Origin of the sequence: Aeromonas sp. FDAARGOS 1409, assembly GCF_019048705.1 — a bacterium.
GTDB classification, from domain to species: domain Bacteria; phylum Pseudomonadota; class Gammaproteobacteria; order Enterobacterales; family Aeromonadaceae; genus Aeromonas; species Aeromonas sanarellii.
Window position 1 is genome coordinate 3,627,250 of sequence record NZ_CP077395.1, and the last position, 19,055, is coordinate 3,646,304.

Here is a 19,055-nt window from a genome sequence, read left to right on the forward strand (position 1 = left end):
ATTCGAACCATGGCCTATTCAACTTTTTGCCAGACCCAAAACGATCAGCTCAAGGAGCCGATGTTCTTCGGCCAGTCGGTCAACGTGGCCCGTTATGATCAGCAGAAGCACGACATCTTCGAGCGGCTGATCGAGAAGCAGCTCTCCTTCTTCTGGCGCCCGGAAGAGGTGGACGTCTCCCACGACCGCATCGACTTCCAGGCCCTGCCCCCCCACGAGCAGCACATCTTCATCTCCAACCTGAAGTACCAGACCCTGCTGGACTCCATCCAGGGCCGCAGCCCCAACGTGGCCCTGCTGCCCCTGGTCTCCATCCCTGAGCTGGAGACCTGGATCGAGACCTGGGCCTTCTCCGAGACCATCCACTCTCGCTCCTACACCCACATCATCCGCAACATCGTCAACAACCCGGGCCAGGTGTTCGACGACATCGTGACCAACGAGCAGATCCTCAAGCGCGCCGGCTCCATCAGCCACTTCTATGACGATCTCATCGAGGCCACCTCCGTCTACCACCTGCACGGTGAAGGGACCCACCGGGTGGGGGGCCGCGAGGTCTCCATCACCCTGCGGGATCTCAAGAAGAAGCTCTATCTGTGCCTGATGAGCGTCAACGCGCTGGAGGCGATCCGCTTCTACGTCAGCTTCGCCTGTTCGTTCGCCTTCGCCGAGCGCGAGCTGATGGAGGGCAACGCCAAGATCATCAAGATGATCGCCCGTGACGAAGCGCTGCACCTGACCGGCACCCAGCACATGCTGAACCTGATGCGCAGCGGAAACGACGACCCCGACATGGCGGAGATCGCCGTCGAGTGCGAGCAGGCCTGCTTCGAGCTGTTCAAGGAAGCGGCCCTGCAGGAGAAGGAGTGGGCCGAGTACCTGTTCCAGGACGGCTCCATGATAGGCCTGAACAAGGACATCCTCTGCCAGTACGTGGAATACATCACCAACCTGCGCATGGCGGCCGTCGGCCTGCAGCCGGCCTTCGCAGGCACCAAGCAGAACCCCATCCCCTGGATCAACACCTGGCTGTCGTCCGACAACGTGCAGGTGGCGCCCCAGGAGGTGGAGGTGAGCTCCTACCTGGTGGGTCAGATCGACAGCGAAGTGCACGCCGACGATCTGGGTGACTTCGAGCTGTGATCACGGGCGCCGGGATGCAGGCCAGGTTGACGACATCACCGCCGAAACACCCGGTGGGATGGCGCCATGAGTGACGCCATCGGCACCCTGGCCCCTGCCCCGCTGGCGACCGGTGAGGCAGCGGCCGCGCCCCGGATCCACACCCAGGATGACGTGCTGCACGCAGAGCCCGGCGAGAGCCTGCTGGAGACCCTGGAGCGCCACGGCCACAGGGTCGAGTTCCAGTGTCGAAGCGGCTATTGCGGCGCCTGCCGCACGCCGCTCCTGGCAGGCAAGGTGCACTACCCTGCCGCCCCGCTAGCCTTTGTCTCGGTGGGTGAGTGCCTCCCCTGCTGCTGCAAGCCGGTGGGCGCCATCCGGCTCGATATCCGCAAGGGCTGACGGCCCTCTTCGCCAGGATCTTGCCCCGCAAACAAAAAGCCGCCGGATTGCTCCGGCGGCTTTTTTCATGGGGATATCCCGTCTCTCGGGCGAAGTGAGGGGCCGTGGCCCCTCATGCTTTACAACCAGGGCGCGGCGGTCGGTCCGTGGTGCAGGCCCAGCTTCCAGACCCGGCCAAAGTGCTTGTAGTGCCCCGCAGCCACCCCGGCCTTTTCTCCCATGCCGTGGTAGAGGTCGAGGTGGCCCTTCTTCACCGCCCCGCCCACATCCAGCGCGATCAAGAGGCGCAGCTGGTGCCTGCCGGTCCAGTTGCCCGCCTTGTCGAGCAGCGGCACTTCCGCGAGGATGGGGGTGCCCATGGGCAGCAGGGTCTTGTCGGCAGCCACCGCCGCCATGGGCAAGAGCGGAATGCCGGCGGCCCCCACCACGTCGTTGGTGGGACGGCGCTCGAAGAAGACATAGGAGGGGTTCTGCTCCACCAGCTCCTTGACGCTCTCCTCCGGCTGGCGGCTGGCCCACTCCTTGATGGCCTTCATGGACATCTGCTCCTTGGGCACCTCGCCACGGTCGATCAGCACCCGGCCGATGCTGACATAGCCGTGACCGTTCTTGCCGCTGTAGCCCAGGTACTGCAGCCGGTCGTCGTCGCCGTAGTGGACGAAGCCCGAGCCCTGCACGTCCATCAGGAAGTTGTCGATGAGGGACTTGCTGTAGCCGAGCTCCAACCCGCGGTTCGCCAGGGCCCCGTCGTGGATCTGGGCCCGGCTCGGGCAGCGGCCGCCGCAGTTGGGCATGGCGTAGATGGGGTACTTGTACTCGGCATCCGGGCGGTGACGCACCTCCAGCACCGGCGAGTAGTAGCCGGTGAAGAGCACGTTGCCCATGCGATCGGCGCCGCCCAGCTGGGCCAGGCTGATGCCGTACTGGGTGATATGGGCGGGATTGCCGCCATTGGCGACCCAGCGGGAGAGCTGGCGATAGAGCTCCCCGTAGCGGCTCGCCATGCGGCCGGAGCGCTCCAGTACCATCCGGCTCTGGGGGCCGAACTTGCTGTAGTCGGCGCCGGCGCGGCTGTTGACCCGCTCCACCCGCACCAGATCCCCCGCCAGGGCACCGTCCAGATACTGCTTGCCCAGATTCTCCGGCACCTCACAGTTCAGAAAACATCCGGATCCCGCCTTCTTCTGGGGCACCTTGACCGGTTCAGGGCTGCCCGCACAACCGGCCAGGCCCACCACGGCGGCGGCCAGCCAGTACGCATGTCTATTCATATGTCCTCATATAACACCGAGTGTCTTGCACGGCGGGGAAGATGCCAAAATTGCCCGGGGAAAGCAAACGCCTTCCGCCCCCGCACGGCGGATTTCTCCTGCGGGGATCTTCTGGGTTATAACAAGGTGACAGGATGTGAGGGATCGTGGATGGAACAGCTCGAATTCTTCCCGCTCCAGAGCCCCTGCATCGGGGTCTGCGAGCTGAACAACAAGGGGTATTGCAAGGGGTGCCTGCGCAGCCGCGAGGAGCGTTTCAACTGGCTCGCCATGACCCCGGCCCAGCAGCAGGAGGTGATGCGCCTGTGCCGGGGCCGCAAGGCCAGGGTCGAGGCCGCCCGTCGCAAGGCCAGAGAGAGCGAACCGCCCGAATCCCCCCCTCAACCCGGTCTGGATCTCTGACGCTTTCCACCCTTTTTGCCCACCATAAGAAAGGCGGCCCGCAGGCCGCCTTTTTCATTCACCGACATCCGACTCAGGCGGTCGCCAGCCTGGCCTGCTCCTCGCCGCGCTTGAGCATGGCGTAAGAGACACCGGTCAAGAGCGAGCCAGCCGCGATCGCCAGGATGTACATCATGACGTTGCTGATGGCGTTCGGGATGAAGAGCACGAACAGACCGCCGTGGGGCGCCACCAGTTCACAGCCAAACAGCATGGAGAGCGCACCGGTCAGGGCGCCGCCCACCATGCAGGCCGGGATGACGCGCATGGGATCCTTGGCGGCAAAGGGAATGGCCCCCTCGGAGATGAAGCACAGACCCAGCACGAAGGAGGCCTTGCCCGCTTCCTGCTCCGCCTTGATGAACTTCTTGCTGGCCAGGAAGGTGGCGATGCCCATCCCCAGTGCCGGCACCATGCCGGCGGCCATCACGGCAGCCATGGGGGCATAGGTCTTGGAGGCGAGCAGGCCGACCCCGAAGGCGTAGGCCGCCTTGTTGACCGGGCCCCCCATGTCGAAGCACATCATGGCGCCGATGATGACCCCCAGCAGCACGGCGTTGGCGGAGCCCATGTTGTTGAGGAACTCGGTCATGGCGTTCATGATGCCGGCCACCGGGCCGCCCACCACGTAGATCATGACCAGGCCGGTGAACAGGCTGGCAAAGAGCGGGATGATCAGGATGGGCTTGAGCGCCTCCAGGGTCACCGGCAGGCGCACCTTGTCGCTCAGGTACTTGGCGCTGTAACCGGCCAGGAAACCGCCGACGATGCCGCCGAGGAAACCGGCGCCCAGGGAGCTTGCCAGCATGCCGGCGATCATGCCGGGGGCCAGACCCGGACGGTCGGCGATGGAGTAGGCGATGTAACCCGCCAGCACCGGGATCATCAGGGCGAAGGCGGAGCCACCGCCGATCTTCATCAGGGCAGCGGCGAGGGTTCCCTCCTCCTTGAACGCCTCAATGCCGAAGATGAAGGAGAGCGCGATGATAAGGCCCCCCGCCACCACCATGGGCAGCATGAAGGAGACGCCGGTCAGCAGGTGCTTGTAGGGGCCCGCCTTCTCCTCTTTCTTGGGTTGGGCGCCGCCGCTGTGGCGATAGGTCTTGGCCTCGGTCCAGGCCTTGTCGAGCTCGGCGCGGGTCTTCTTGAGGGCCGCCCCCGTGCTGGTGCGATAGACAGGCTTGCCGTCGAAGCGGGCCATGTCCACCTCGATGTCGGTGGCGAGGAACACCAGATCGGCGGCGGCAATCTCGTCCGCCGTCAGGGCGTTCTGGGCACCGACCGAACCCTGGGTCTCGACACGGATCTGGTGGCCCAGTTGCTTGGCCATGGTCTCCAGGGCCTCGGCCGACATGAAGGTGTGGGCCACCCCGGTGGGGCAGGCGGTCACCGCGACGATGCGCTTGGCACCGGCAGCCGCCTTGGCCACGGCGGGCGCGGCCTGGTGGCGATAGACGCTGGCGCCGCTCGCGGCGGCCTCCAGCAGGGCGGCAGGATCCTGCAGCGCCAGGTCCATGTCACCCCGATAGAGCGGCTTGCCATCATAGGCGGCGAGATCAACGGGGCTGCTTGCCACCACCAGCACCAGATCGGCGGCGGCAATCTGCTCCTTGCCCGGCACCTGACGGGGTTGCACGCTGGAGTCGACGTCAAGCGTCAGCTCCCAACCCGCTTGCTTGGCCTGCTGTTCTATCCGTTTTGCAGCGAGAAAGCTGGTGGCAATGCCCGCCGGGCAAGCCGTAACCAGAATTGCTTTCATTGGGCATCTCCTGAGTTAGACATTGAATGGGTATGGGGTTGAGCCGGTGCCAGGTCATCCAGACGCTGTACGCGCACCCGCTCGAGCAAGGGATCCAGCTCGCGCACATCGTCGAAACCGACCGCGACCTGGCTGACCGCCAGGGCCGAGACGGCGGTGGCCAGACGCAGGGTCTGCTCCGGCGTCCAGCCGAGGCTGAGGCCATGGGCCAGCCCCGCCACCAGGGAGTCGCCGGCACCGACCGTGCTGACCACCTCCATGCGCGGCGGAATGGCCTGCCAGGTGGCGTCCGGGCCAAACCAGACGAGGCCGTCTGCGCCGTTGGAGACCACCACGTGGGGGATCCCGGCGGCCTGCAGCGCACGGGCACACTCGGCCTGATCGCTCAAGGTCCTGATGGGGCGCCCGGCCCACTGCTCAAGCTCCTCCAGATTGGGTTTGACCAGGGTCGGCGCCGCCTTGAGCCCTTCCCCCAGGGCCGCGCCGCTGCAATCGAAGATCACCCGCTTGCCCCTGGCCTTGAGCAGCCGAATAAGCCGGGCGCAGTAATCGGGGGCCACCCCCTTGGGCAGACTGCCCGCCAGCACGAACCAGTCGGCCTGAGGGGCCAGCTCGTCCAGCGCCGCCTCCAGGGCGCTCACGTCGGCGTCTCGCACGGTGAGGCCCGGCAGGTTGAGATCGGTGACCCGGCCCGATTGCTCGGAGATCTTGACGTTGATCCGGGTGCTCCCCGCGACGCGCACGAAGCGATCGGCCAGGGCACGCTCCTCGAACAGGGTGACGAAGCTCTGTTGGTTCTCGGCGCCAAGCCAGCCGGTCAGGCCCACGTCACGACCGAGATCTTTCAAGACCATGGCGACGTTGATCCCCTTGCCGGCGGCGCGCAAGTTGGCCTCGCCCACCAGGTTCACCTCCCCCAGGTGCATGGCTTCCAGGCGGGTGGTGAGATCCAGCGCCGGGTTCAGGGTGATGGTGACGATGTCCATCAGTGCGCCCCCTCGCCCAGACCGGCGGCGATGGCCTCGCCCAGCCCCTTGAGGGCCGCTTCGGCATCCGGCCCTTCGGCACGAAACGCCAGACGGTGCCCGCACTTGACCCCAAGGCCGATGACCTTCATCAGGCTCTTGGCGGAAACCGCCTCGCCGCTGCCATCCAGGTTCGCGACGCGAATGTCGGATTCATACTCCTTGGCCACCTTGACCAGCATGGCGCCCGGGCGGGCGTGCAACCCGTGGGGGTTGACGATGGTGAAGGTGTCGGAAAGACCGCTGGCCGGGCCTGTCTGCAGCATGCTCAACCCGTCGGCGCCCGCGAGCGTCCCGAGCTGACCGGCGGCGGCCAGTTTGGCCAGGTTATCGAGCTGCGCCAGATGGCCGCTATCTGCGGCGCAGAGCAGCAGCAGGGCGCTGACCGGTTGCTCCCCTACGCTCAGCACAGTGCTAGGCGTGGCCAACACCCAGCCAGTCTGGGCCGCCAGGGCGCGGGCCAGCCAGACCCCCTCCCCCAGATGTACGGGCTCGCTAGCCAGCAGGGCGCTCACCATGGCGGCCTCCCCCCAGCCAGCGGATTTGGCACGGGCAGCGGCGCCCAGCAACAGCTGGTCGCGATCGTCCGCCGGGAAGTCGGCCAGGGTCAGGAACTGCACCTCTTTGGCCGCCGTCGCCCCGGTCAGGATATTGATGATGCTCTCTTCATCGGTGGCTTCCTTCAACTGAGCGGCCGCCTGTTCATCACCCAGCACGTGGGTGAGCTGGCGCAGTATGCCCAGGTGCTCGTCGGACTTGGCGGCGATGCCGATGGCCACATAGGCAGTCTGCCCGTCGTCCCACTCGATGCCGTGGGGGAACTGGGCCACAATGACGCCTGTGCTCTTCACCAGATGGCGGGTGTCGGTGGTGCCGTGGGGAATGGCGATGCCGCTGCCCAGGTAGGTGGCGTGCTGCGCTTCCCGCGCCAGCATGCCGTCCACATAGCCCGCCTCCACCAGACCGGCCTCGGTCAGTTTGCTTGCCAGCAGGGCGATGGCGTCCGCCTTGGTCGTCACCGTTTGTCCCAGCAGGATTTGCTGTCGCGCCAACTTCAACATAGAGATTCTCCATCAGGTCCGGCGGCGCCTCGCGGCGTACCGGCTCAACTCAATTTTCGGGTAACTAGCCTGCTGACAATAGACGGGGATCTCTCGCTTTGGTGAGCCGCAACCCATTTCAAAGCTCAGATAATCATCGCCTACTGACAAGCTGAATCGTTTCACTTACACTCAGACTGAATCGTTTCAGCCAATTGTTCAAGATCCCACGGAGAGCAGGTTTCAATGATATGATCCCGCGCACACTTTTTCGGTGCCCCCACCAGGAACCGGCGCGGGCCTTGCAACTCAAACAGAGCCAATATGATGAAACTGGATGAAATCGCCGCGCTGGCCGGTGTCTCGCGTACCACGGCCAGCTATGTGATCAACGGCAAGGCCGATCAATACCGCATCAGCCAGGCCACCCGCGACAAGGTGATGGCCGTGGTCCATGCCCACAACTATCAGCCGGACAGCCGCGCCGCCTCCCTGCGCGGCGGCCAGACCAGGACACTGGGCTTCATCCTGCCCGACCTCGAGAACGCCAGCTATGCCAAGCTCGCCAAGCGCCTCGAACAGGGGGCCCGCACCCAGGGTTATCAGCTGCTGATCGTCTGCTCGGAAGACGAACCGGACACCGAGAAGGAGCTGGCCCGCATGCTGGTCAGCCGTCATGTGGATGCACTGCTGGTGGCGAGCTGCCTGCCCCCGGCGGATCCCTTCTATCTGGAACAGCAGACCAGGGGGGTGCAGATCCTCGCCATCGACCGGGCCATGAGCGCCGATCACTTCGTCACCGTCGCGAGCGAAAACCAGAAGGCGAGCTTTGATCTCACCGCCTCCCTGCTCAGCCCCGCCCTGCGCCATGTGGCGCTGATCACCGCCCTGCCCACCCTCACGATCAGCCATGAGCGACGCGCCGGCTTCGAACAGGCCCTGGCCAGCCATGCCAGCCCCCTGACGGCCCACATCTGCGAAGGTGCGCAGTTCTCCCGCGCCGAGGGGTATCGCCTGATCAAGGCGTTGCACCGGCAACTCGGCCAGTTGCCCGAGGCCCTGGTGACCACCTCCTACATTCTGATGGAGGGGGTGCTCGATTATCTGCTGGAAAGAGAGCTGGGACAGGAGAGCGACATGAGCCGGATCGCCATGGCCACCTTCGGCGACGACAGGCTGCTCGACTTCCTCCCCTTTGGCATCAACTCCCTGCCCCAACAACATGACGCCCTGGCCGGCCAGGCGCTCACCCTGGCCCTCGAGGCCATCAACGGCACCTACCGCGCCGGCCTGCACTACGTGAGCCGCACCCTGAAACGCCGCCGCTAGGCCGGGGCGCAGACGCCGGGGGCGACAGGGTCGCCTTCGGTCATGCTGGCCCCACGGCCATGGCCGAAGTGTCATCTTTTATTTCCACCTTTTTGCCTTTCACAGCAGAACACTCGCGCAATCTCGCTTGTTTTCGATATTTTAATCCGTTAATTTGGCAACCCTGTTTTACAACCTGCGGCTGTTCGTAACGATGTCTCCACTCCGATATTGCTAGCCTCCGGCCTCGATCCCGGAGGCGCCCCCTTCCTTGCCCTGGCACTCTTTTTCTCAATCCCGGATGGATACTATGAACACCAAGACTCTCGGTTGTACCCTGCTTATCGCCGGCACCACCATAGGGGCCGGCATGCTGGCCCTGCCGCTGGCCTCTTCGTCCCTGGGTGGCCCCGCCACCCTGCTGCTGATGATCGGCCTCTGGGCCCTGATGGCCTTCACCGCCATGCTGCAGGTGGAAGCCAGCCTCAACACCGGCAAGTGGTACCTGCACCAGCTGGCGGATCACCTGCTCGGCCCCTGGGGCAAGCGCATCGCCTCCTTCTGCATCCTGATGCTGTTCTACGCGCTGGCCTCCGCCTACATCAGCGGCGGCAGCAGCCTGCTGGTTCAGGCGCTGACCGATGCCGGCATGAGCGTCAGCCAGGAGCAGGCGGCCTGGGCCTTCACCCTGCTGTTCGGCGGCATGGTCTGCGTCGGCACCAAACAGGTGGATTACCTCAACCGCCTGATGTTCACCGTGAAGCTGGTGATCATGGTGGGGGTACTGGCCCTGCTGCTGCCGCGCGCCGAGGGACAACACCTGCTTGCCATGCCGCTCGGTCAGGGCTTGCTGCTGGCGGGCCTGCCGGTGATCTTCACCTCCTTCGGTTTTCACGGCTCCATCCCCAGCGTGATGCTCTACCTCGGCGATTGCCCCAGGCAGCTACGCCGGGTCTTCGTGTGGGGCTCCGCCCTCCCCCTCATCCTCTACGTGCTGTGGCAGGTGGCGATCCTGGGGCTGCTGGGCCAGCAATCCCTGATCCAGACCGGCGGCGCCCTGGACAGCCTGCTCGCCAGCGTCGGCAACCTGGTGAACTGGCCCGCCTTCAACCAGGCCATGCACCTCTTTGCGGATCTCGCGCTCGCCACCTCCTTCCTCGGGGTGACGCTGGGGCTGTTCGACTTCATGGCCAAGGTGACCCAACGCAAGGACAACTGGCAGGGGCGCACCCAGACCGGTCTCATCACCTTCGTGCCGCCCCTGCTGTTCGCGCTCTACTTCCCGCAGGGCTTCATCATGGCCCTCGGCTATGCGGCCATCGCGCTGGCGGTGCTGGCGGTGCTGCTGCCGGTGGCCCTGGTGTGGCAGAGCCGCAAGCGGGCCGAGGCGCACCACTACCGCGCCCCGGGCGGCGTGCTGGCCCTGGGGTTGGCCGGTGCCATGGGCGTGCTGATCGTCGGGGTGCAGATAAGCGTCAGCCTCGGCATGCTGCCCGCGCTCTAAGCCGCGACTTTCCCTGCGGCTCGCGAGAGGCCCCGCCAACCGGGTTGGCGGGGCCTCTCGTCATTTGCCCGCCCTGCGGCGGGATGCCGGCCCTTGTCCCTCTGCCTCCACTCTCTGCTTGCACTCTCTCCATCCGCGTCCCGATATGAACAAAATTCCATATGTATGTACATATATGGACAACTCCACCATACTGAGAACAAGGCGAACCCACACCGAGGTTCGCCCCGATGCAACCCATAAGGAGGAGCCATGGTCGCCACAGTACAAGCCAATCACCGGGACAATGCCGTCGATCCCAGCAAGGCGCTGCCGGTGGTGTTTCGCATCCTGGACAAATGGCGGTGCAGCACGGATGAACAGCTGACGCTGCTCGGCATCTCTTCCCGTTCAACTCTGAACAAGTACAAGGAGGCGAGCGGCGGGATCCGCCTAAGCGCCGATCTGCAGGAGCGGATGAGCTACATCCTCAACATCCACAAGAGCCTGCGACTGCTGTTCAGCGTCGATGAGAGCATCTACGGCTGGGTGCGCAAGCCCAACAGCCACCCCTTCTTCGCCGGGCGCAGCGCCATGGACGTCATGCAGGGGGGGCGCGTCGCCGATCTCTATGAGGTGGCCAACCGGTTGCACGCCTGGCGCGGAGGCATGGCCTGATGTCCGCGATGCCGCCATCGAGCGAGCTGCAGGATCAGCAGGCCTTTCGCATCATCCCGAGCCGCTATCCCCCCATCTGCCTCTATGAGGACGTGGTCAACACGGACGAGCTGGAGGCGGTCTGGGCCGTCGAGGCCCTGACCAACGATCGCCTGCGGGAAGAGGCCGGGGAGCTGGCGCGAGTGCCGAAAGAGGACTGGCTGGTGGGGCTGGCCGGCGGCAGCTATGTGATGGCGGCCTTCACCCACCTCAATCCCGAGGGGGCCCGCTTCACCACGGGAGACTTCGGCGGCTACTACTGCGCCCCCCTGCTCGACACCGCGGTGAAGGAGACCGTCTATCACCAGGAGCGGATCTTCGGCTACACCCGGGAGCCGGCCCAGAAGCTGCAGATGCGGGTGCTGCACACCGAGTTCTGCGCCAGCCTCGTCGACATCCGGGGGGAGGATTACCTCGCCTCCCCCCTCTATCACGCCACCGACTACGGTCAGTCCCAGGCCTTCGCCCAAGAGCAGAGGCGCGGCGGGGCGGACGGCATCCACTACCGCTCGGTGCGCCACAGCGGCCACGACTGTTACGTGCTCTACCGCCCCCGTCTCATCACCAGGATCCACCAGAGCCAGCATCTGGAATACCACTGGAACGGCAGCGCCATCGCCAATGTGCTGCAAATAAGGCTCTATGGGGAGTGATGCTCCGCCCCTGAGATGACAAAAGCCCCGCCAAGTTGGCGGGGCTTCTTGTATCAACCGATGGGGAGAGGAGCTGAGTCCTCCACCCGCTTACTGGTTGTGGCTGGCGCGGCGGGGACGACGGGCCTGGGCCGGTTTGCCGGCGCCGCCTTCCGGACGGGCACCGCCCTGGGGCTTGCCGCCGTTGCCGCTGCGGTTACCGCCGGCGTTGCCACCGCCATTGCCGGAGCGACCGGCGCCCTGACGCTGGCCCTGACCTTGCGGACGCGGCGCACGGCGCTGCTCGCTCGGGTCGCGGGGCTCCTTGCGAAGGGGCGCGCCGATGCCACGGGCGATGTTGTCCAGCGTCTCGCGGGAGGCCTCGAAGCCGGCCACCTGCTCGCAGGGGATGTTCTGCTTGGTCAGCCGCTCGATGGCCTTGATGAGCTTGCCCTCGTCGGCCGCCACCAGGGAGATGGCGTGACCGGCGGCGCCGGCACGACCGGTCCGGCCGATGCGGTGCACATAGTCTTCCGCCACGTTCGGCAGCTCGAAGTTGACCACCTGGGGCAGCTTGTCGATGTCGAGGCCACGGGCCGCGATGTCGGTCGCCACCATCACGCGCACGCTGCCGTCCTTGAACCCGGCCAGGGCGCGGGTACGGGCACCCTGGCTCTTGTTGCCGTGGATGGCGGCGGCGCTGATGCCGTGCTTGTCGAGGGTCTCGGCGACCCGGTTGGCGATGTGCTTGGTGCGGGTGAACACCAGCACCTGCTGCCAGTTGTTGCTGGTGATGAGGTGGCTCAAGAGCGCGATCTTGTTCGCCTTGTCGCAGGGGTGCACCAGCTGCTCGATGCGCTCGGCGGTGCTGTTGCGCGGGGCGACCTCGATCACCGCCGGGTTGTCCAGCAGGCCGGTGGCCAGCTCGCGGATCTCGTCGGCGAAGGTGGCGGAGAACAGCAGGTTCTGACGCTTCTTCGGCAGCAGGGCCAGGATGCGGCGAATGTCGCGGATGAAGCCCATGTCGAGCATACGATCCGCCTCGTCCAGCACCAGGATCTCCACCTCGTCGAACTTCACGGCGTTCTGGTTGTAGAGATCCATCAGGCGGCCCGGACAGGCCACCAGCACGTCCAGACCACGGCGGGTGGCCATCATCTGCGGGTTGATGCTCACGCCGCCAAATACCACGTGGCTGCGGATCGGCAGGTGCTTGCCGTAGTTGCGCACGCTCTCGCCCACCTGGGCGGCCAGCTCGCGGGTCGGGGTCAGCACCAGGGCGCGGATGCGGTTCGGGGAGACCTTGCGCTTGCTCTCGGTCAAACGCTGCAGCATGGGCAGGGTGAAGCCAGCTGTCTTGCCGGTCCCGGTCTGGGCGGCGGCCATCAGGTCACGACCGGCCAGTACGGCGGGGATCGCTTGCTGCTGGATGGGAGAAGGGGTGTCATAACCTTGCTCGGCAACGGCACGCAACAAGGGTTCGGCCAGACCGAGGGAAGTAAAACTCATAATTACCTGCTAGGGATAGTGGCGCCGGGAGTTTGTGGTGGGGCTCCTCTGCTGAGCCGATGCCATCTCACAGGATCCGGGCCTATGGAGAACACACGATTTCCCCGGGGAGCAGAGCAAAGGGGAAAGAATAGAGGCGCAGTCTAACGGAGTTGGCGCACTTACACGAGGAAAATGTGATGGGCCTCCCAGCACGGGTGGAAAAGCCGGTCAGGGCGCGGCAGAATGGCGAAAATGCGGCCGTATGGATCTGGGCCCCTGCACATGATGGAGAGGGCGGCGCAACACACGGAACAGGAGGTTCTGCTTGAGAAGGATGTTCACCCCCACCACCATCCGGCGCATGCTGGTTCTCGCCTTGCCCCTCGTCCTGAGCCTGCCGCTCGGCGCCAGGGAGACACTGTCGGTGGCCTGGAGCCACTGGCCCCCCTTCAGCCAGATCGACGCGGACGGCACCCTCGGCGGGCTGGACGTGACCCTGACCCGCCGGATCCTGGGCGAGGCTGGCCTTCACCCTACCTTTCGCAACCTTCCCTGGGCCCGGGCCCTGCACCTCGTGGAGCGCCAGCAGCTGGATGTCGCCATGGGCGCCCTGAAGACCCCGGAGCGGGAGCGTTTCGCCCGCTTCTCGGCCCCCTACCGGCGCGCCAGTTTCGTGCTGCTGAGCCATCGCCCCGGGCCGGGCGAACCCGATCGCTGGCAAGGGCTGGAGCGGCTGACGGATCTGTGCCAAACGACTGGGCTGCACCTTGGCAAGCTGCGGGGCACCCGCCCCCTACCCCTGAGCGAGGAGTGCCCCGCCCTCAGGCAGGCAACCGAATACAACTCGGACGACAGGCTGATCACCCTCTTGCTGGCGCGTCGCCTCGACGGGGTCATCATGGAGTGGCAACACGCCCATCACAGGCTCGAACAGCTAGGAGCAAGCGGCTTCACCCAGTGCCAGGTGCTGCTGCACCAGCAGCCGGTGAGCCTGATGCTTGCAAGGGAAGCCGTGAGCGAGGCAACCCTGGCCCGCATCGATGCCGCCATCGCCACCCTGCCCCCGCCCAGCCCCGCCTTTGCCGCTCCGGAGTGCCGCCTCGATGCCACCCCGCCCCCTGACGACGGAGACTCTTAACCAGCCCCATCAAAAAGGCGACCCTGGGGTCGCCTTGTCGTCTCTGGTGATCACTCACCCTGACCTCTGCGCGATCAGCGCAGCTGCGGGGTCTGGGTGTGCACGCCCTGGTTCTGGGCGCGGTGACGCAGCAGGTGATCCATCAGCACCAGGGCCAACATGGCCTCGGCGATGGGCACGGCACGGATGCCGACGCAGGGGTCGTGACGTCCCTTGGTGATCATCTCGGTGGCCTCGCCGCTGGTGGTGATGGTCTTGCCCGGCACCGTGATGCTGGAGGTGGGCTTGAGGGCCATGCTCACCACTATCTCCTGGCCGGAGGAGATGCCACCCAGAATGCCGCCCGCGTGATTGCTGGCAAAACCGCTCGGGGTCATCTCGTCCCGGTGCTCGGAGCCTTTTTGCTCCACCACCGCGAAGCCGTCACCGATCTCGACCCCCTTCACCGCATTGATGCCCATCATGGCGTGGGCAATGTCGGCGTCGAGGCGGTCGAACACCGGCTCACCCAGGCCGACCGGCACGTTGCGCGCCACCACGCACACCTTGGCCCCCACGCTGTTGCCCTCTTTCTTGAGGGCACGCATGTATTCATCCAGCGCCTCCAGCTTGCCCGCATCGGGGAAGAAGAAGGGGTTCTGCTCGATCTGGCTCTCGTCGAACCCTTCCGCCTTGATGGGGCCGAGCTGGGAGAGGAAGCCCACGATCTCGATGCCGTGCACCTGTTTCAGGTACTTCTTGGCGATGGCCCCCGCCGCGACCCGCATCGCGGTCTCACGGGCGGAGGAGCGGCCGCCGCCACGGTAATCGCGCTGGCCGTACTTCTGGTGATAGGTGTAGTCGGCGTGGCCCGGGCGGAACAGGTCCTTGATCTCGGAGTAGTCCTTGGAGCGCTGATCGGTGTTCTCGATCAAGAGCCCGATGGAGGTACCTGTGGTCCTGCCCTCGAACACCCCGGAGAGGATCTTCACCTCGTCCGCCTCGCGGCGCTGGGTGGTGTAGCGGGAGGTGCCGGGCTTGCGCCTGTCCAGATCCCCCTGCAGATCCGCCTCGCTTATCTCGAGCCCCGGCGGGCAGCCGTCGACCACGGCGCCCAGCGCCAGGCCGTGGCTCTCGCCGAAGGTGGTGACCCGAAAGAGTTGGCCAAAACTGTTCCCTGCCATGGATGCTCCTTGCTGCTTAGTTCTTGTAAATCGCGAAATGGGCCTGGTACTGCTCGAGCTCTGCACGGGTCATCACGAAGACGCCGTGGCCGCCGTTCTCGAACTCGACCCAGGTGAAGGGCACCTCGGGGAACTGGGCTTCCAGGTGGATCATGCTGTTGCCCACCTCGACCACCAGCACGCCGTCATCCTTCAGAAAATCGGCGGCGTTGGCCAGGATGCGCTTGGTGAGCTTGAGGCCATCGGAGCCCGACGCCAGAGCCAGCTCAGGCTCGTGCCGGAACTCCTCCGGCAGATCCGACATGTCCTCGGAATCCACATAGGGGGGGTTGGAGACGATGAGATCGTACTTGTCACCCGCCGGCAGATCTCGGAACAGATCGGAGCGGATGGGGATGACCTGCTGCTCCAGCCCGTGATCGTTGATGTTGCGCTCGGCCACGTTGAGGGCATCGACGCTGATGTCGATGGCATCCACTTCCGCATGGGGGAACTCGTGGGCCATGATGATGGCGATGCAGCCGGAGCCGGTGCACAGATCCATGATCCGGGTCGGCTCTTCTTTCAGGAAGGGGGCGAAGCGGTTGGCCACCAGCTCGGCGATGGGGGAGCGCGGAATGAGCACCCGCTCGTCCACGTAGAACTCCCAGCCCGCATACCAGGCCTTGTTGGTCAGGTAGGGGGCGGGAATGCGCTCCTGCACCCGGCGGATGATGAGCTCGGCGATGCGGTGACGCTCGCTGGTGGTCAGGCGGGAGTGGCGCATGGCGGGATCCACGTCCGGCGGCAGATGCAACGCGGGCAGCACCAGTTGCACGGCCTCATCCCAGGCGTTGTCGGTACCATGTCCGTAGAAGATCCCGGCGTCGTTGAAACGACTCATGGCCCAGCGCAACATGTCCTGGATGGTGTGCATCTCGGCAACCACCTCATCGATAAATATCTTGTCCAAATCCACCTCCAAGTCGAGTAATATCCGGCCCGAGCACCCACTGTATAGCGGGCAAGACGCATCTCTAAAAAACGAGTCTCTGATGAAAAAAACGCCCTCCCCCACAGACGAGGAAAGCCTGCTGTTTCGCGATGCGGTCAAAGGTACCCGGAAAATTAGGCAAGATACCATAAGGGCCGAGTTGCGCCCGGTCAAGCAGAAACGCGAAGTGCGGGAAAGCCGCGAAAAGCTTGGGGTTGACCACTTTTTCAGCGACGAGTACCAGCCCCATCTCGAGGCGGACGGACCGACCCGTTACGTGCGCGACGACGTGTCAAAATTCGAGCTGAAAAAGCTCAAGCGCGGCAGCTATCCGCCGGAAATTTACCTCGACTTGCACGGCATGACCCAGCACCAGGCCAAGCAGGAGCTGGCGGCCCTGCTGACCCTGTGCCAAAAGGAGAACATTCACGTCGCCTCGGTGATGCACGGCATCGGCAAGCACATCCTCAAGCAGCGCATCCCGAGCTGGCTGGCCCAGCACCCCAATGTGCGCGCCTTCCATCAGGCCCCCCGCGAGTGGGGCGGCGAGAGCGCCATCCTGGTGCTGCTGGATGTCGAAGAGTAAAGGCCGCATCAGCCCCCATCCACCGGATCGAAAAGCGCGCCTCAGGGCGCGCTTTCCATATGCCGCTTGAAGTGGTCGAGTATGCTCTGCCAGCCGGCCCGCTGCTGCTCGCCGCTGTGCAGGGACTCGGCATCGAACGCCTCCTCCACCCGGGTACCGCCCCGCTCTTCCACGAACCGCACGCTCACTGCGCGGCCATCGTCCATGACGTAGCCCAGCCCCGTCGGCGCCGTGACCTCGGTGAAGGTGCCCTCGAAGTCGAACCCCATGCTGCCATCCCTGGCCGCCATGTGGTGACAGAAGCGCCCACCCACCCGCAGATCCACCCGGCTGCTGGGGCAGTGCCACTCGGGGGAGGCGGCGTTCCACGCCATGATGCTGGCGGGGGTGTTCCAGCCCTGCCACACGGCGTCAATCGGCCGCGCGACCCAGACGCTGATGCTTATCTTCATCTCACACTCCTGTGCAAAAGGCCTGACCGGCGCTCCGGCCAGCGGTCACTTTCTCTTGCAATACAAAGCCGGCCCCCTGATCTCATCGGTAAGGAGCCAGCTGAACGACTCGGCTATGCCTTAGTCAATAGCGAAGCTCATCCTGCCCTGTGGGACGATAGTAAAATATCGGTGGTTGATCCGAGTCCAGCTTGACCACCAATCTGCCGCCGTTATGCAACTGCCACTCGAAGAAGTCGTCAAAACCTGCTCTCGTGAGGGCGCGGATCACCTTGGCCACCACCCCGTGTGCCACCAGCAATACCCGCTCACCAGGGTAGTCATGCACCAACTCGGCCAAGCCCTGGGAAATCCGCACTATCACCGCATCCAGCGACTCACCGCCAGGCGGCCCCTCAGCCCAACGTCGGGTGATGTTGCGCGCCCACAACTCGGGGTATCGATCCCTCGCCTCTGTCTGAGTCAGCCCCTCGAACAGCCCCACATGGCGTTCACGAAATGCAGGAACCGTTTTGATGGGCAGATCCAGTGCCAAGGAGATCCGCAGCGCGCTCTGCCTCGCCCGTAACAAAGGGGAGATCAACAAACGCTGAAACGGCACCTCTCTGGCAAGATCCTGGGCCAGCGCTGCCACCTGCTCCCACCCGATCTCGTTAAGCCCGATATCCAGTGCTCCCAGATAGCGTCCCTCGGCGTTGGCCTGAGTCTGTCCATGGCGGATCACCACCAGTTCCATCTTTGATCCTTGCTTCATCAGCCGTGGTCGACAGCCCTGACCCCCGAAAGCGATCAGGGCCGAGACGGGGTTCAGTCCTGCGCCAAAAAATGGGCCACCAGGGCATTGGCATGACCGTGCCCCATGGCATGTTCGACCTTGAGCCAGGCCACCAGGGCCATGTGTTTGCGCTCCTCCCGCCCTGCCAGCAGGGTCAGCCAGTGAGCGATCGGCTGGCCGTACTTCTGCTCGATGGCGGGAAAATAGGAGGCAGGCCCCCTCACCTTCGGTTGTTCATCCATGATTGACTCCTTGGGATTTACGCCGGCGCGGCGACAGGCTCAGGGTTTGGGGGCGAACTGCTCGAACACCTGCTGCCCGGTCAGGGTCGGGGTGTCGTTCTTGAGCGCATAAAAATCGGGTTTCTCGTCGATAAAGATCTGCCCGGTAAGCTCGAACACCTGTTCCTGAAACAGCCCGGCACAGAGGATGTACTCGTCCGTCGGTAGCAGATGGTAGAAAAGATGGGTGCCACAGGTGGGACAGAAGCCGCGCTCCGCCCACTCGGACGAGCGGTAGGCCACCGGGGCAATCCCGGTGAAGCGCACTTCCTTGCCGCCGTGTACCGCAAACATGGGTCCGCCGGACCAGCGCCGGCACATGGTGCAGTGACAGAGGTTGACCTCCTTGTGATCGCCGCTCGAGACGGTGATCCCGCCACACAGACAATGACCTTCCATGATGCCTCCTAAGAGTTGGGGCGGCAGACGGAACCAAGACTATCCTGGCTCCTTGCCGCCCCCGATGAAGTAGCACGCAAGCCTGGAAGGGGCAACTGACCATCTTGAGGCCCGTCACCAGGCTCAAGGCGGGGAATGGTCCCATCCCGTTCATGGCACCATGCCCCTGATGAGTCAGGTTCGCCCCATCTCCTGCAAGGCGATGCGGTTGCCCTCGCAATCCCTGAATTCCGCCACCCGGATCTGTTCGCTCACCCGGGTCACGGGGTAGAGACACTCCCCACCCAACTGCAGCGCCCGCCCCAGGGTCCGCTCGATGTCAGTCACCTGCAGATAGATCCGGGTGCCATCCAGGCTCGGCACATAGCTCTCCCCTTTCGCCAAGGCGCCTGAACTCCCCTCCTGCCCCTCATGCAGGGGGAAGAGCGCCATCTCGTTGCCATCGATCTGCACCCGCTCCAGCACCGTCTCGAAGACCGCTTCGTAGAAGCGGATGGCCCGCGCCATCTCCTGCACCGGAATTTCAAAATGGATGGCGATGTTCATGGTAAAGCCCCTCCCTAGGTGTGAACCCGCACTCTATCAGTGCCAAAAGAG

At 64.8% G+C, this 19,055-nt stretch carries 21 protein-coding genes; 9 read left to right on the forward strand and 12 right to left on the reverse strand.

Annotated elements, in window-relative coordinates; genetic code table 11:
* Nucleotides 1–9 precede the first annotated feature (9 nt).
* On the forward strand, nucleotides 10–1,143 hold the full coding sequence (gene nrdB, locus I6L39_RS16930) for a class Ia ribonucleoside-diphosphate reductase subunit beta (protein WP_209792437.1): 1,134 nt from the start codon (nucleotides 10–12) through the stop codon (nucleotides 1,141–1,143).
* A 66-nt stretch (nucleotides 1,144–1,209) separates the two neighbouring features.
* Nucleotides 1,210–1,524, forward strand: coding sequence for a class I ribonucleotide reductase maintenance protein YfaE (gene yfaE / locus I6L39_RS16935; protein WP_209792439.1), 315 nt, complete (start codon nucleotides 1,210–1,212; stop codon nucleotides 1,522–1,524).
* Nucleotides 1,525–1,643: 119 nt separating this feature from the next.
* Here the strand turns inward: yfaE and mltA are convergent, their stop codons facing one another.
* Entirely contained in the window at nucleotides 1,644–2,795 is a 1,152-nt protein-coding gene (gene mltA, locus I6L39_RS16940; protein WP_209792441.1) for a murein transglycosylase A, read from the reverse strand.
* Nucleotides 2,796–2,945: 150 nt separating this feature from the next.
* On the opposite strand from mltA, the gene I6L39_RS16945 reads away from it, so the two are divergent.
* Nucleotides 2,946–3,197, forward strand: a complete 252-nt coding sequence (locus I6L39_RS16945; RefSeq protein WP_209792443.1) for a DUF1289 domain-containing protein — start codon at nucleotides 2,946–2,948, stop codon at nucleotides 3,195–3,197.
* Nucleotides 3,198–3,270: 73 nt separating this feature from the next.
* Here I6L39_RS16945 and fruA read toward each other — a convergent pair whose 3' ends face one another.
* The 3 genes from fruA to fruB are packed head-to-tail and all read right to left on the reverse strand — an operon-like array spanning nucleotide 3,271 to nucleotide 7,081.
* A complete protein-coding gene (gene fruA, locus I6L39_RS16950; protein WP_209792444.1) occupies nucleotides 3,271–4,995 on the reverse strand; it encodes a PTS fructose transporter subunit IIBC in 1,725 nt (574 codons plus the stop codon).
* Entirely contained in the window at nucleotides 4,992–5,981 is a 990-nt protein-coding gene (gene pfkB / locus I6L39_RS16955) for a 1-phosphofructokinase (RefSeq protein WP_209792445.1), read from the reverse strand. The genes fruA and pfkB overlap by 4 nt, the downstream gene beginning before the upstream one ends.
* The gene (gene fruB / locus I6L39_RS16960) at nucleotides 5,981–7,081 is read right to left on the reverse strand and encodes a fused PTS fructose transporter subunit IIA/HPr protein (protein ID WP_216990306.1); all 1,101 of its coding nucleotides are present in this window, start codon (nucleotides 7,079–7,081) and stop codon (nucleotides 5,981–5,983) included. The genes pfkB and fruB overlap by 1 nt, the downstream gene beginning before the upstream one ends.
* Nucleotides 7,082–7,384: 303 nt before the next feature.
* On the opposite strand from fruB, the gene cra reads away from it, so the two are divergent.
* The 4 genes from cra (at nucleotide 7,385) to I6L39_RS16980 (ending at nucleotide 11,221) form a co-directional block, all read left to right on the forward strand.
* Nucleotides 7,385–8,389: a catabolite repressor/activator gene (gene cra, locus I6L39_RS16965; RefSeq protein ID WP_209792449.1), complete on the forward strand. Its 1,005-nt coding sequence runs from the start codon at nucleotides 7,385–7,387 to the stop codon at nucleotides 8,387–8,389.
* A 289-nt stretch (nucleotides 8,390–8,678) separates the two neighbouring features.
* Complete coding sequence (locus I6L39_RS16970) at nucleotides 8,679–9,872, forward strand: aromatic amino acid transport family protein (RefSeq protein WP_216990307.1); 1,194 nt, start codon at nucleotides 8,679–8,681, stop codon at nucleotides 9,870–9,872.
* Nucleotides 9,873–10,124: 252 nt separating this feature from the next.
* Nucleotides 10,125–10,529, forward strand: a complete 405-nt coding sequence (locus I6L39_RS16975) for an MbcA/ParS/Xre antitoxin family protein (RefSeq protein ID WP_216990308.1) — start codon at nucleotides 10,125–10,127, stop codon at nucleotides 10,527–10,529.
* A gap of 8 nt (nucleotides 10,530–10,537) precedes the next feature.
* A complete protein-coding gene (locus I6L39_RS16980) occupies nucleotides 10,538–11,221 on the forward strand; it encodes an RES family NAD+ phosphorylase (RefSeq protein WP_216991828.1) in 684 nt (227 codons plus the stop codon).
* Between the two features lie 90 nt (nucleotides 11,222–11,311).
* Here the strand turns inward: I6L39_RS16980 and I6L39_RS16985 are convergent, their stop codons facing one another.
* On the reverse strand, nucleotides 11,312–12,709 hold the full coding sequence (locus I6L39_RS16985; protein ID WP_216990309.1) for a DEAD/DEAH box helicase: 1,398 nt from the start codon (nucleotides 12,707–12,709) through the stop codon (nucleotides 11,312–11,314).
* 316 nt (nucleotides 12,710–13,025) lie between these two features.
* Here I6L39_RS16985 and I6L39_RS16990 point away from each other — a divergent pair, with 316 nt between their 5' ends.
* Entirely contained in the window at nucleotides 13,026–13,829 is an 804-nt protein-coding gene (locus I6L39_RS16990) for an ABC transporter substrate-binding protein (RefSeq protein ID WP_216991829.1), read from the forward strand.
* Nucleotides 13,830–13,903: 74 nt separating this feature from the next.
* On the opposite strand, the gene aroC is transcribed toward I6L39_RS16990, so the two are convergent.
* Both aroC and prmB read right to left on the reverse strand, forming a co-directional pair.
* Entirely contained in the window at nucleotides 13,904–14,992 is a 1,089-nt protein-coding gene (gene aroC / locus I6L39_RS16995; protein WP_209792459.1) for a chorismate synthase, read from the reverse strand.
* 16 nt (nucleotides 14,993–15,008) lie between these two features.
* The gene (gene prmB / locus I6L39_RS17000) at nucleotides 15,009–15,944 is read right to left on the reverse strand and encodes a 50S ribosomal protein L3 N(5)-glutamine methyltransferase (protein ID WP_042075606.1); all 936 of its coding nucleotides are present in this window, start codon (nucleotides 15,942–15,944) and stop codon (nucleotides 15,009–15,011) included.
* 82 nt (nucleotides 15,945–16,026) lie between these two features.
* Between prmB and smrB the strand changes: the two genes are divergently transcribed.
* Nucleotides 16,027–16,551: an endonuclease SmrB gene (gene smrB / locus I6L39_RS17005; protein ID WP_042075607.1), complete on the forward strand. Its 525-nt coding sequence runs from the start codon at nucleotides 16,027–16,029 to the stop codon at nucleotides 16,549–16,551.
* A gap of 41 nt (nucleotides 16,552–16,592) precedes the next feature.
* Here the strand turns inward: smrB and I6L39_RS17010 are convergent, their stop codons facing one another.
* The 5 genes from I6L39_RS17010 to I6L39_RS17030 form a co-directional block, all read right to left on the reverse strand.
* On the reverse strand, nucleotides 16,593–17,003 hold the full coding sequence (locus I6L39_RS17010; RefSeq protein WP_042075608.1) for an SRPBCC family protein: 411 nt from the start codon (nucleotides 17,001–17,003) through the stop codon (nucleotides 16,593–16,595).
* 124 nt (nucleotides 17,004–17,127) lie between these two features.
* Nucleotides 17,128–17,739 (reverse strand): histidine phosphatase family protein, encoded by a 612-nt coding sequence (locus tag I6L39_RS17015; RefSeq protein WP_216990310.1) that lies wholly within the window; start codon nucleotides 17,737–17,739, stop codon nucleotides 17,128–17,130.
* 71 nt (nucleotides 17,740–17,810) lie between these two features.
* On the reverse strand, nucleotides 17,811–18,020 hold the full coding sequence (locus I6L39_RS17020; protein WP_216990311.1) for a DUF4287 domain-containing protein: 210 nt from the start codon (nucleotides 18,018–18,020) through the stop codon (nucleotides 17,811–17,813).
* Between the two features lie 39 nt (nucleotides 18,021–18,059).
* Entirely contained in the window at nucleotides 18,060–18,458 is a 399-nt protein-coding gene (locus I6L39_RS17025; protein WP_216990312.1) for a GFA family protein, read from the reverse strand.
* A gap of 174 nt (nucleotides 18,459–18,632) precedes the next feature.
* A complete protein-coding gene (locus tag I6L39_RS17030) occupies nucleotides 18,633–19,004 on the reverse strand; it encodes a VOC family protein (RefSeq protein ID WP_216990313.1) in 372 nt (123 codons plus the stop codon).
* Between the last annotated feature and the right edge of the window lie 51 nt (nucleotides 19,005–19,055).